The organism is Virgibacillus sp. M23 (assembly GCF_034190895.1).
In the GTDB taxonomy this organism is placed as follows: domain Bacteria; phylum Bacillota; class Bacilli; order Bacillales; family Amphibacillaceae; genus Virgibacillus; species Virgibacillus salarius.
This window is the reverse complement of record NZ_JAWDHA010000057.1, coordinates 14,508-27,942: the sequence shown is the minus strand read 5'-3', so window position 1 is coordinate 27,942 and position 13,435 is coordinate 14,508. Positions and strand designations below refer to the sequence as shown.

Genomic DNA, 13,435 nt, shown 5'->3' with positions numbered 1-13,435 from the left:
AGAATTGTTGCACCTTCTCATAGCGGAGACTAATTACGTAGACTCCTGCGGGATTAGCGCGAGCCGAAAATCCACTTTGCAACGTGTTCTTCTTTGCAAAGTTAGTTGAGGCCGTGCCCGCGGAAAGAGAAGTAATTAGTCGGAGCATTGCCAATATACATCAAACATTTCAAAATAACTACTTGGCTTAACGCAGTCATTGCACCGATTTTATACTTTCTTAACTTATAAAATAAGCTGTCGAATTTCTCGACAGCTTGAGGAATCGGCGATATCGTCGATTTCTTTTTTATAAATCATCAAATCCGTTTAGGTCACTTGTCTTAGTATATTGACGTGATTTCTGTTCAAAGAAATCTGTTTTTGTTCCATCAAAATTATCCACATAAGCTCTAATCCATTTTAGTGGATTATCCAAGTGATCTGGATAAATATCTTGTAACCCCATCATACGAAGCATTTTATTTGCACGATATTTTATATAACCTGCCATTTCATCTAAATCAATGCCTTCTACATTACCTAATACATAGTTAGACCATTCAATCTCTAATTCTACGGACTCTTTGAAGTGATCATATACCCATTGTGTAAATGATTCCGTGTTATATTCTGGATTTTCAGCCAATGTCGCACGGAATAGCTCCGAAATAAATCGACCATGCTCTAACTCATCCCTATTAATATAACTAATCATCGTAGAAGTTCCAACCATCTTATTATGGCGTGCTAGATTATAGAAAAATGCAAAGCCGGAATAGAAGAACATCCCTTCTAATAGCGATGTATAGACCATCGTTTTTAAAATATTTTCAATCGATGGCTCTTCAACAAATGCGTTATATTGCTTAATTAGATTTTCATTACGTTTAAGTAAAATGGGATCCTTTCTTCCTAATTGAAAGGACTTATTCTGTTCGTCTAGTGAGACAACAGAGGATAGAACATAGGAATAACTTTCATTATGCACAGCTTCCTGCTGTGCGATTACTGCCATAATCGATTGAACCGATGGATCTGTTGCATATAAAGATAGTAATAATGCTGTTCTCGTTTGTGGTGCATCTAATGTTGATAACAATCCAATAATTTTTAGATATGCATCTTGTTCTTCTTCTGATAAAGAAGGAAATTGTTTGATATCGCTCTGCATATTCACTTCATCTGCTTGCCAATAATTTCCGACAAGTCGCTTGTACATTTTATACCAGTGTGGATAAGCAATATCATTCCAATTCAGAATACCACTTGATTTACCTCCAAAAATCCCCGTGGACTTATTTGGATTTAGTGGCTCTAATGTTTTCGCTTTTTCAAGCATGACTTTTGACATGATGCAGTACTCCTTCCACCCAGTCTTTCACTTTTGATTCTTGTAAACCACGTGGGGATTGTTCAACCTTCAACCCCTGCCATGGACTGTTATAAAAATGACTTAATTTATCAACTGCTCTACAAAATAAGTCGTCTCCGCCAAACTGTGTATCTCCCGTTCCAAATATGGCAACATTACTTGGTTTATAGCCTACTTCCAGTATAAAATCTTTTACTTCCTCTGGTGTACTTCCTTTATCCCAAGTAAAGGTGCCGATAAATAGTATATCATATTCGGATGGACGTATCGGCGGGTCAATTCCAATTCGGTGAACCGCCGTAGTAAACCCTTCCTGATTTAAGGCATCTTCAATAATCGTAGCTACTTCTTGTGTATTACCACTATATGTCAAGTACGCAATTAACGCCCTCAACTTTGACACCACTCACATTCCTCAACTTCACTTGAGGTGGATCGAACGTAATAGGTAGTTTTTAAGCCCTCTCTCCAAGCTTGTAAATGAAGGTCCAGTAACACGGAAGCTCTAATCGTATTCGGAACATAAAAATTAAATGATAGACTTTGATCAATATGCTTTTGTCTTGCAGCATTTTGTTTTACAGACCAACGCTGATCCACAATATAAGCAGAACGTCGATATACATTATATGTCTCATGCGTTAAATCTGGTGCAGTGACAGGAATTTTAAAATCCTTCTTCTCTTCGTTATAGAACGGCTTGAAGATTGGGTCAATACTAGCTGTTGAGCCAGCAATCATTGCTGTTGTTGAGTTCGGTGCAACTGCCATTAAATAGCCGTTACGCATACCGTGTTCTTTAACAGCTTCTTTTAATGTTAGCCACTCGCCTTTATGATAACCCTTCAAATCAAAATATTCTCCTGAGCTCCACTTACTGCCTTCGTACGCTGGATAGCTTCCTTTTTCTTTACTTAATTCCATGCTGGACTTAATTGTCAAGAAAGCAATTTTTTCGTATAAATCATTCGCATAGTTTACTGCTTCATCGGTTTCCCATTGCAAATTCTTTCTTGCTAATAAATGGTGCCAACCAAATGTTCCAAGTCCGATAGCACGGTATTTTTTGTTCGTTAACTGCGCCTGCATAATCGGTAAATTATTGATATCTATCACATTATCTAACATACGCACTTGAATTTTAATTAACCGTTCTAATATTTCGTCTGGAACAGCCTTACCCAAATTAATCGAACTTAAATTACAAACCACATAATCTCCTGATTGATATTTCTTGACGATCGTGCTCTCACCTTCAAGAAATTCCTCCATAAATTCAGATGGAGATTGGTTTTGTGTAATTTCTGTACATAGATTAGAACAATAGATCATTCCATTATGACTATTACTGTTCTGACGATTTACTTCATCACGGTAAAACATAAATGGTGTACCTGATTCAAGCTGTGACTTCATAATGCGCTTCATAATATCGATCGCTGGTATTTTTCGCTTTGTTAACTGATCGGATTCCACACATTCTTGATATTTTTCACGCCACGTACCGTTTCCTTTTGCTTCATCATAAAAGTCCTCTAATGAATAGCCCATTACTTGCCGAACTTCATGTGGATCAAATAAATACCAGTCTTCACGTTTTTCTACCTGTTCCATAAATAGGTCTGGAAGTGTTACACCTGTAAAGATATCATGGGCACGCATGCGATCATCCCCATTATTTAGCTTAAGATCAAGGAATGCTTCAATATCACGATGCCAAACATCTAAATATACAGCAATTGCACCTTTTCTGGTTCCTAGCTGATCCACATTTACTGCTGTATTGTTTAATTGTTTAATCCATGGGACAACACCACTCGACATACCTTTAAATCCTTTAATAGAGCTACCGCGGCTACGAATCTTACCCATATATACGCCAATTCCACCACCGTTTTTCGATAGCTTAGCAATGTCTGTGTTACTGTCGTAAATTGATTGTAAGCTATCATCTACTGTATCAATAAAACAGCTTGAAAGTTGGCCATGAGTCTTACCTGCGTTCGCAAGTGTCGGTGTAGCAACTGTCATATAGAGATTGCTTAGTGCCCAATAAGCTTCCAAGACATGTTCCGTACGATGTGCCTTATCCTCATGTTGCATTAACGTCATTGCAATAACCATCCAACGTTCTTGCGGAAGTTCAAAAACGTTCTTATCATGATCCGTTGCAAGGTAACGAGTTGCTAACGTATATAATCCTAGATATGTAAATGATAAATCTTTTGCTGCGTTTATTTGTTGTGCAAAATAATCAATCTCTTCTTTTGTATACGTATCAAGTAATGTAGGCTTATAAATCTTTTTATCCGTAAGCATGTTTAATAATGCGTAGAAATCGCCATACTTTGCATGTCCATCATATTGACGATTCTCACCTGCTTGACGATACAGTTCTTGTAAATAAATACGGCTTGCTAGATATGTCCATTCTGGTTCAGATTCATCAATATTTTCCAATGCATTTTTAACAAGCATATCAATTGCTTTTTCAATTGGTGTATCCTCATGTATGGTTTTAAACGCTTTTTGCTTGTATGCTTCTGTGTGAATAGCTAGTCCTTGCGCAGCATTATCAATTACTTCTATAAGTTTCTCTTTATTCGATGTCAATTCAATGATCATCTATAATCCTCCCTTTAACTGCTTCTAAATCCTGTTCAGCGATCTAGTAAGAAATACGCCCCTGTCGTTAACCTTTTTCGCAGGACATGAAACAGATCCTAGTAAAAAATGAATATCTATTAATTTTAATAATTATCATGCAAAAATAAAAAACCGCTGTATCTCGTGAGGATAGAATTCTTGATCCTTTTGGGTTCTCAACAATCTCAATTTTCTAACACGAAATCGGTTACTTAAATATCATAAAAACACTATATATAGTATTTGTTTCTTAACAGTTTTACGATATATTGTGTTAAAAGCTTAGCATATAACATTCCGGAATGCAATCATTTTAGCGAAAAAATAGAGACGACAGAACGTTCAAAAACGGTCAAAATTGAGATAAAACAATGCTAGAAACTGCTTTAAAAATTTAATAGAAAATATTCCCTATGATAGAGAACAGGCTAACAGTCATAGACGTCTTACAACCTTGTATATTAAATTTCTTCTGATCAGATATTCAAGACAAATATCTAATGTATGAATTATTCCTATGTGTAAATCTTAATACATACATACGATCAGATTGATATGCAGTAGTAAACCCTTATTCAAGTAAGTTTACCTCCATTTAAAGCAATACTTCAATTTTGGTGCTTTGTTATGACCTGTACGCTTATCCGAGAAGGAGTAAGGGCATCTCCATGGTTTGTCGATGGAACAAAATAAATTTTTATCGCTGGATAAACGCCCCCTTCTGTAACATCAGATAATAAGAATACTACATATTGATGGTAGAAAGGATGATTCTTTATGAAGACAAAGCTAATCGATTGGCGTACATTTATCAGTGCTTTAATTCTTTTATTATGTGTATGTTTACCCTTAATCTTCTTCCCAGAGGCCGGTGCGGAGCTTGTCAATGCAGCTAACAGCTTTATGACTGGTAAGTTCGGGTTCCTCTACTTAGCACTTGGCTTATTATGTTTTGTTTTTCTTTTATATGTTGCCATTAGTAAATTCGGTAATATTAAGTTAGGAACGAAGCAGGACGATAAAGAGTTCGGGAGTTTCTCTTGGGCGGCCATGCTATTTGCAGCGGGAATAGGATCGAGTATTCTCTATTGGGGAATGATCGAGTGGGCCTATTACTATCAAGGACCCCCATTCGGTATAGCTCCTGAGTCGGCAGCAGCAATTCCGTGGGCAGCCTCCTATGGTATATTTCATTGGGGCCCAATAGCTTGGGCGATTTATACATTACCGGCATTACCTATTGCCTACTTTTATTATGTTCGTAAGACATCTGTATTAAAAATTAGCGAAGCGGTCAGACCTGTCATTGGAAAATGGATTGATACGCCAATTGGCATTATCATTGATGTACTGTTTATGTTTGGATTATTAGGCGGTGCTGGTACTACGTTAGCCTTAGGCACACCTATGATCGCAGAAGGTATCAACAACTTAACCGGCATTCCTGTCACCTTAGGTCTAAAAGCTATCGTTATGTTGATTTGCACACTAATTTTTGCTATCAGTGCCTATTCCGGCCTTACAAAGGGAATTAAAGTACTAAGTGATATTAACTTATGGCTTGCCATTTTTGTCCTTTTATTTGTTTTTATCTTTGGACCTACACTTTTCATTACCGAGACTACTTTTACTAGTGTCGGACAGGTAGCCGATAGCTTTTTTAAAATGGCTACCTGGCTTGAGCCATTCGCTAATTTAGCTGGATTTGAAGAAACAAGATTTCCTGAATCCTGGACGGTATTTTATTGGGCATGGTGGGTTGTCTACGCACCGTTTGTTGGATTATTTGTTGCACGTATTTCCAGAGGACGTACCATACGTGAGATGGTTTTAGGAACTATGATATACGGAACTTTCGGCTCCATTTTGTTTTTCGGTATTCTCGGAAATTTCGGGTTGTATTTACAATTAAGCGGACAATTTGATGTGATCGGTTTTATGAATGAACATGGTGCGCCTGCCGCAATTATTGCTATTTTAGAACAGCTGCCATTAGCTAAAATGATGATTGGTGTTTTTACGGTATTGGCCATTATATTTTTAGCAACTACCTTTGATTCCTCATCATTCATTTTGGCAGCTGTGGTGCAAAAGAAAATTCAATCTGAACCGCTTCGGTGGAATCGGCTATTTTGGGCATTTACCCTATGTCTTCTTCCAATGGTACTCATGTTTGTCGGCGATTTGGAAACATTACAAACAGCAAGTATCGTGGCAGCTTTTCCTGTTATTTTCATCATGGCACTTTTAGCATGGTCCTTTATTAAGGCCGCTACTGTTGATATTCGCGCATCCAAGCATTACCGTAGTTCAACCATCTACATCCATACAAAAAGTACCGATGATAAATAAAGTGAAACTTCAATCTGTGGGGTTTTTGTTTACCTTTATTGTTTGAAGTAACGGAAAAATCGCGTTCTGAAGACGCGCTCGCGGAAAGCGAAGCATTTGACTAAGCGACGAATGAACTACCTGTCTCCAAAACAATAACCCCAAACTTCATCTGAAATATTTCAGATATAGTTTGGGGTTTACATCGCTAAAAATTCTTTTGTCCGAGCCCCATATTCTTTAAAATTTAGAGGAGATAACTTCCGCACCCGTTAGGTTAATCTAAACGGCGTGGGGGGGATGCGTTTTTGTCATGCTTACGATTTTCTACTTCTTTAAACAGATCATCTTCATTTGAAGTTTGCTTCATTTGCTCATTTAAGCTTTGTAAGTGCTTCGTTATTTCATACAATTGTTGGTTCGGAGCATTTGCCTGTAACGCATTTTTTAACTCATTAGCTAGCTCCTGAAATTCTTTCTTCGTTACCGGCTGTGCCTCTGGCTTTAAGGCAAAGCCTACTTGACCATTTGGTTCTAGTGTCGCCCATTGCACATCTCGAATACTTGTGACGTTCTGTTGTCTTAAGTTCATTTCTAATTGATCGACAGTCAAGCGTAGTTTTTTCAAATGTTGTTCTTGTATGACACCATTATGTATAAGTAATTTTGACTTTCCTGTAATAACATTTTCAAAGAAATCTGATTTAATTTGAACAAATTCCATAACGATTAACGTAAGTACTAGAACTGCTCCTACTCCTAATGTAACCCAAATATTCTTGCCAGCTAACGGCTGGATGAGTAGTGAACCTATCCCAATCATAATAACCGTTTGTGTCAAGGTCATTTGTGAAATAGATTTTCTACCAGCAAATCGTAGAAGTAATGTACCTCCTAGTACAATCAATACCGCTTTCCAAACCCAGGCAAACTCCATTCATTAAGCCTCCTTCGATCTATTCTCTTGTTAGTTTGACTGCTAGGAGGTAATTTATACGAATTACCTATGCCAAAATCCAATTTTGCCGACTAAACGTATGGAGATTCTCTCACAATCAAGCTGGATAAATCATGATTCTTTCTTTTAACGCTGTTAACCTGTTAAGAGCTTTTAACCCCAGTCTCTTGACGTCTAAGTTCCGAGAACTCGTCCCGATTTTCTACAAAAATCTGATGCCATAGCATAAATACAAGTACAGTCCATAGCTTTCTTGCATGTTCTCCCTTATTAGCAGCATGCAACTCCAATAAATTTAACATAAATGATTTGTCAACTAGATGATCGGTTTCACTCGTTTTAATTAAATTTTTCGCCCACTCATATAATTCATCTCGTAACCAGGATTTCATTGGTACGGGAAAACCGAGCTTTTTCCGATTCAGCACATGAGCTGGAATAATATCGTGCACCGCTTTTCTTAGAATAGACTTCGTCGTACCATCAGCTATCTTGTATTGTGTGGGTATTTGTTTTGCAACATCAAAAACGGCCTTATCTAAAAACGGTACACGTAACTCTAATGAATTTGCCATCGTCATTCGATCTGCCTTTACTAAAATGTCCCCTGATAACCATGTATGGATATCAATATATTGCATTTTTTGAACGGGATCTGCGGCCTCTACACACTTATATAAAGATTTTGTCCAAGATTGATAGGACTGGTTACTAGCATAATTCAGCATAAACTGTTGTTTTTCCGCTTCTTCAAACATCTTAGCATTGCCAATATATCTGTCTTTAAGTGATGTAGTTCCCCGCTGTAAAAAGCTTTTACCTCTCACACCCTCTGGCATCATATCTGCGATCCGTTTGAATAGTGGCATAATGCCTTTAGGTATATATTGAAAGCACCTTAATGCTTCCGCCTCTCGGTAAATATTGTATCCACCAAATAATTCATCTGCACCCTCGCCCGAAAGCACAACTTTAACATGCTTTCTTGCTTCATTTGCTACAAAATAAAGCGGAATACTTGCTGGATCGGCTAAAGGGTCATCCATATGCCAGATTATTTTTGGTAGTTCACTAACAAATGCTTGGGCTGAGATATATCGATGAATATTTTCAACGCCAAGCTTTTCAGCACTCTCTTTTGCTACATCGATTTCCGAGTAGCCAGCCTCGTCAAACCCTACCTTATTTGTGGATTTATTTGTTTTGCCATTGCTACTATGATTGTTGAATCAATTCCACCAGACAAAAAAGCACCTACTGGGACATCACTTTGCATATGTGCTGTCACTGAATCAAATAATACTTCACGTATAGCAAACATCAGCTGTCTTTCATTTTTATGCACTGGTTGCAGACTTGCATGAAAGTATCTAGAGATTTGTATCGGCTTTTGCCAATCCTTAACAAAATAATGACCAGGCGCTAAACGTTGTATCCCTTCTGTTATTGTTAATGGATCTGGCACGTATTGAAACGATAAGTAATGCTGAAATGCTCGTTGATCAACTACATCCTGCTTATTTAAATAAGAGATACACTTTTTCTCTGATGAAAAGACAGTATCATGTTCATTTTCACAGTAGTAAAATGGTTTGATCCCAAAAGGATCCCTAGCTCCATAAAGTCTTTTCTCGTCTTTATCCCAGATTAATATGGCGAACATACCACGAAGTTCTGAGAATCCTTCAACACCTTGATCTAGAAATAAGAAAGCAGCAACCTCTGTATCTGAATTGGTGGTAAAATGATACCCTTTTTTCTTTAATTGCTCTTTTACTATTTTGTAGTTATATATCTCACCATTAAAAACCATCCAATACCGTTGCTTGCCAAAAGAAAAAGGCTGCTGTCCTCCATCAATATCAATAATACTTAACCTTCGGAAGGCTAATGCTATATGATCATCATGGTAGCTACCATCATCATCCGGACCTCGATGTCTAATTAGCTGATTTGCTAGTTTGATTTCTTCCAAATGCTCATTACTGAATTGAACCTCTTGATCTAATAGTACTCCTACGAATCCACACATAGCATTATCCTCCTTAAATTAACTACTTCACAATTTCAAAGCTTTCTAAAATATAATGGAAGCGAGCTCCATGTCCTTCAGCTGCTTCTAAAAAATACGCTTGTTTAATAACAAAAACCTGCCCGTTCATCGAATCTGTAACATAATATTGGTAAATAGGAGTGTCCCATTCAGGATATTTGCTCCCCCTGCCACGTATCAACTCTGCCTCTATAGGATTTTTTGTTCGAGTTTCTTCAACAATTTCCATTTCTTCGTTATTCAATGTTTCTTTAATATCGGCAACTACTTCTTCTGTTGTGGTATTTTCTTCTCTCCTAATTTCCATATAAACATCTGGATAACTGTCTGGAAGCTCTTCTTTTAGTTCAATTCGGTCAGCTTCTCCACCCTTATCCATCTTATAGCGATCATCATCGAGATAAATAACATAGCGAAGCTCCTCGTTTGTTTCCAGGTGCGTATCTAGCTCCTCTTGTTGACCTTCCATGTCGATCTGTTCTTGCTTTTCTTCAATAAACAAATCTTTTAAGTTTTGTATCATAGCCTGACCAGTCTCTGTCATTACTCCAAATAATAGAATGAGCATTACTGCCGCTAATGATATGCCAGCTACCCATACTCCTCGTCGATTCTTATCATGTTCCGTAATGGAGTGGAATAATTCATCCTCAATGCTTTTCCAGATCGCTTGTTTGACGTCCATATCAAGCTGTGTTTTCCTTTTGAGTTCTGCTTCTAGTTGTTTATCAAACAGGTTATTATCTTTCATCAGAAGCACCTCCCATCATACCTTTCAATTGCTTTCTAGCTTTAAACAGCCTAGACTTCACTGTGTTCACATTTAACTCAAGCACTTCCGCAATATCTTTTTCCGTAAATCCGTTTAAATATTTTAATATGATTACTGTGCGATGATTTTCCTCCAATTTATCCATAGCTAGATACAAATCATCAAAATGGTATGCTTCCTCTGTTTGTTGGTGCAAAAAATCTAGTAACTGATCTGATTCGATACTCCTTGCTTGCTTTGTTTTCTTTTTCATATACCGCCTAGTCTCATTAATTAATATTTGATAAAACCACGCCTTAAATGATCCTGGACATATCATAGGAATCAATATTTCGATAGACACGAATAAAGGTTTCCTGAACGATATCTGATGCATCTGACTGATTTTTTGTAATGGCAAAAGCTGTTCGTAGCGAATAGTCAGCAAATCGATCATATAGCTTCTTAAATGCCTGATGATTGCCTTTCTTTATTTTTTTAATAAGCCTGGTTTCTTTATCCACCACCAGTGACAATCTCCCTTCATGACGTTCTTACTTATATATACCTTGACATTTTGTAAAAAGTTTTCGACCAGTTAAAACTTTACACTCTACCTTACATTTATTTTAGATAAGATACGTAGCATCATACAGAAAAGCAAATTTGTAATGTATTCGCTTACATGATACGATTGGAAGTACCTATATATTTCTTGAATCCTCAATGCACTTACCATCAGTTACACAGAATACTTTTCAACTGTTGGAAAGATGTAATGCTCATTCCATAGACAAAACGAAGTGCAGCGATACCTGAGAAACAGCGTGTTCTGGTGAGACCTCTCTGCAGCGGCGAGGGGACTCGTAGACCGACTGCCCGTTGTGACAATCTGCCATATTCCATTATTCACATATAAATTGTTCGAGTGGTTAGTTTGAGTGAAGAGATAGACTCACTTTATAAAATAGGAGGGATCTTGATTGGGTAAAACAAAACATAAGGGACCTATTAAGCTCTCGAAGAAACCAGACCCATCCCTTTGGGTCAGTAAAATTCCTTTTGGTTTAGGAAAAATCAAGCCACATCATATCCGAGATACCGCCAAAGTAGCTTGGGAAAACAGAGATAGGCTACCCTACGCTACGCGTATCCTTACACAAGGAGTTTGTGATGGCTGCGCCCTTGGCGTACAAGGCCTTAAAGATCAAACACTAACCGGCCCTCACCTTTGTACTACCAGATTAAATGTTCTTCGCTTAAATACAATGCCAGCAATTAAGAAAGAAATACTGCATGCAGATATAGATGAGCTACGAAATCGGAGTAGCACGGAATTACGTCAGCTTGGTAGAATTCCTTACCCTTTAATCCGTAAACAAGGTGAACGTAAATTTCGTCGTATCTCTTGGGATCAAGCTCTAGATACAATTGCTACTAAAATACAATCCTTGCAACCGAAACAATTTTCCTTCTACACGACTTCTCGTGGAATAACGAATGAGACATACTATGTTCTTGGAAAAGTGGCGCGTTTCCTTGGAACAAACAACATTGATAATGCCTCAAGAATTTGCCACTCTCCTTCCAAAACTGCATTAAGCCGATCACTTGGTGTAGGTGCATCCACTTGTAATTACAAGGATTGGATTGGAACGGACGTTCTTATATTCTGGGGTTCGGTTGCTGCGAATAATCAGCCTGTGTCAACCAAATACATGTATGCAGCAAAGAAAAAGGGAACGAAAATTATTGTTATCAACCCATATCATGAACCCTCTATGGATCAATATTGGATACCTTCTATTGCAGAATCCGCCCTATTTGGCACGAAAATAGCTGACGATGTTTATCAGGTTCATATTGGTGGTGATATCGCCTTTATGCACGGGCTTATGAAGCATTGGTTCGAAATGGAGAAGGAAGTACCTGGCTCAGCGCTTGATCATGGTTTTATTAGTAAACATGTTAATGGCCTTGAAAAACTACAATCCACCGTTAATACATATTCATGGGAGCAGCTGGAAGAATCATCTGGTCTCTCTAGGAATAGAATGATTGAATTAGCTACACTCTTAGCACATGCTAAGTCAGCAGTATTTGTTTGGTCAATGGGTTTAACGCAGCATCGTTTCGGTACAGACAATGTATCACAAATCGCTAATCTGGCATTACTCCGTGGTTTTATCGGTCGAGAGTTTTGTGGACTAATGCCAATACGTGGGCATTCAGGTGTACAGGGATCAGGTGAAATGGGAGCCGATCCGTTCTCATTACCTGGAGGTAATATGAATGATGATCAGCGAAAACGATTAGAGGGTATTTGGAAGTTTGATATCCCTACCTGGCAAGGTGATATTGTGGGTGAGTCTCTCGAAAATGCTTGCTTGCCAGATGGTCATGAACGAAAACTTCATCTTTATTATTTATCCGGTGGGAATTTCTTAGAAACGATGCCAAATCCAGATTTTATTCAGACATGTCTTGAGAACGTCGAGCTCAGGGTCCATCAGGATATTATCTTAAATACATCCACGCTTACAGATGCAAAAGAAGCAGTACTCGTATTACCTGCAAGAACTAGATACGAACAGCGTGGTGGCGGAACCTCTACATCTACGGAACGAATGGTTTATTTCTCTCCAGAGATAAAGGGCCCACGAATTGAAGAAGCCCGTACAGAGTGGGAAATCTATATAGACTTGGCTAAACGGGTATGTCCAGAGAAGCAAGAACATATTCATTTTGACAATGCATCAGCTATTCGCAAGGAAATTGCAGAAGCTGCACCAAATTATGACGGCATCCAGCACCTACATAAACGAGGGGATCTTTTTCAATGGGGTGGCGCTTGGCTGTGTGAAGATGGAATTTGTCCTACTCCAGATGGCAGGGGAAATTTAATAGCAATCGAAATTCCAGAATTAAGAAAACCCGAAGGGCATTTCTATGTAACAACTCGAAGAGGAAAACAGTTTAATTCCATGGTCTACAGTGAAACAGATCCCTTTAATGATGCAAAACGAGAGGATGTACTAATTAGTGAAGAGGATGCCGTTAAGTATCATATCGAAGATGGTGAGCCAATCGTTGTTTATAATCAACATGGGTTATTTGCCGGACGCGCAAAGTTTGCTCCAATGAAATCTAGTAATTTAGAAGTGCATTGGCCAGAAGGGAATGTTCTTATACCAAAAGGAGTATATGAGGCATATGCTGGAATTCCCGAATATAACACAGTAGTTATTTTAGAAAAAGCTGTGTCCTATTATGCACAAAAAGATAGAAAATATGCCCAAAAACGTATCGAAGAATTAGAGATTGACAGCCACTAAAAGGAGG

At 38.0% G+C, this 13,435-nt stretch carries 9 protein-coding genes and 1 pseudogene; 2 read left to right on the top strand and 8 right to left on the bottom strand.

The window, feature by feature from the left end:
* Positions 1-289: 289 nt before the first annotated feature.
* From RVS70_RS17345 to RVS70_RS17335, 3 genes are read right to left on the bottom strand one after another with little or no spacing between them, the layout of a single operon-like run.
* Positions 290-1,333: a ribonucleotide-diphosphate reductase subunit beta gene (locus RVS70_RS17345; RefSeq protein WP_026683060.1), complete on the bottom strand. Its 1,044-nt coding sequence runs from the start codon at positions 1,331-1,333 to the stop codon at positions 290-292.
* The gene (locus RVS70_RS17340; protein WP_026683061.1) at positions 1,314-1,760 is read right to left on the bottom strand and encodes a flavodoxin; all 447 of its coding nucleotides are present in this window, start codon (positions 1,758-1,760) and stop codon (positions 1,314-1,316) included. Before RVS70_RS17340 ends, RVS70_RS17345 begins: the two co-directional genes overlap by 20 nt.
* Positions 1,745-3,979: a ribonucleoside-diphosphate reductase subunit alpha gene (locus tag RVS70_RS17335; RefSeq protein ID WP_026683062.1), complete on the bottom strand. Its 2,235-nt coding sequence runs from the start codon at positions 3,977-3,979 to the stop codon at positions 1,745-1,747. Before RVS70_RS17335 ends, RVS70_RS17340 begins: the two co-directional genes overlap by 16 nt.
* 798 nt (positions 3,980-4,777) lie before the next feature.
* Here RVS70_RS17335 and RVS70_RS17330 point away from each other — a divergent pair.
* Entirely contained in the window at positions 4,778-6,352 is a 1,575-nt protein-coding gene (locus tag RVS70_RS17330) for a BCCT family transporter (protein WP_121604025.1), read from the top strand.
* Between the two features lie 256 nt (positions 6,353-6,608).
* Here RVS70_RS17330 and RVS70_RS17325 read toward each other — a convergent pair whose 3' ends face one another.
* The 5 genes and pseudogenes from RVS70_RS17325 to RVS70_RS17305 all read right to left on the bottom strand — a co-directional run bounded on the left by RVS70_RS17325 (position 6,609) and on the right by RVS70_RS17305 (position 10,620).
* Entirely contained in the window at positions 6,609-7,268 is a 660-nt protein-coding gene (locus tag RVS70_RS17325; RefSeq protein WP_121604026.1) for a DUF421 domain-containing protein, read from the bottom strand.
* A 164-nt stretch (positions 7,269-7,432) separates the two neighbouring features.
* Positions 7,433-9,321, bottom strand: a pseudogene (gene asnB, locus RVS70_RS17320) (asparagine synthase (glutamine-hydrolyzing)).
* A gap of 22 nt (positions 9,322-9,343) precedes the next feature.
* Positions 9,344-10,093 carry a hypothetical protein gene (locus RVS70_RS17315; protein WP_121604028.1) on the bottom strand — a complete coding sequence of 250 codons (750 nt, stop codon included), beginning with the start codon at positions 10,091-10,093 and terminating at the stop codon, positions 9,344-9,346.
* Positions 10,083-10,367, bottom strand: a complete 285-nt coding sequence (locus RVS70_RS17310; RefSeq protein WP_321134205.1) for an RNA polymerase sigma factor — start codon at positions 10,365-10,367, stop codon at positions 10,083-10,085. Before RVS70_RS17310 ends, RVS70_RS17315 begins: the two co-directional genes overlap by 11 nt.
* A 43-nt stretch (positions 10,368-10,410) precedes the next feature.
* Positions 10,411-10,620 carry an RNA polymerase sigma factor gene (locus RVS70_RS17305; RefSeq protein ID WP_321134203.1) on the bottom strand — a complete coding sequence of 70 codons (210 nt, stop codon included), beginning with the start codon at positions 10,618-10,620 and terminating at the stop codon, positions 10,411-10,413.
* A gap of 456 nt (positions 10,621-11,076) precedes the next feature.
* Here RVS70_RS17305 and RVS70_RS17300 point away from each other — a divergent pair, with 456 nt between their 5' ends.
* Entirely contained in the window at positions 11,077-13,428 is a 2,352-nt protein-coding gene (locus RVS70_RS17300; RefSeq protein WP_121604030.1) for an FdhF/YdeP family oxidoreductase, read from the top strand.
* Positions 13,429-13,435 lie beyond the last annotated feature (7 nt).

What these genes read in the sequence shown, in the direction of transcription:
- RVS70_RS17335 (WP_026683062.1), bottom strand. Translation starts at nt 3,979, where the DNA reads ATGATCATTGAATTGACATCGAATAAAGAGAAACTTATAGAAGTAATT.
- RVS70_RS17345 (WP_026683060.1), bottom strand. Translation starts at nt 1,333, where the DNA reads ATGTCAAAAGTCATGCTTGAAAAAGCGAAAACATTAGAGCCACTAAAT.
- RVS70_RS17330 (WP_121604025.1), top strand. Translation starts at nt 4,778, where the DNA reads ATGAAGACAAAGCTAATCGATTGGCGTACATTTATCAGTGCTTTAATT.
- RVS70_RS17325 (WP_121604026.1), bottom strand. Translation starts at nt 7,268, where the DNA reads ATGGAGTTTGCCTGGGTTTGGAAAGCGGTATTGATTGTACTAGGAGGT.
- RVS70_RS17310 (WP_321134205.1), bottom strand. Translation starts at nt 10,367, where the DNA reads ATGAAAAAGAAAACAAAGCAAGCAAGGAGTATCGAATCAGATCAGTTA.
- RVS70_RS17315 (WP_121604028.1), bottom strand. Translation starts at nt 10,093, where the DNA reads ATGAAAGATAATAACCTGTTTGATAAACAACTAGAAGCAGAACTCAAA.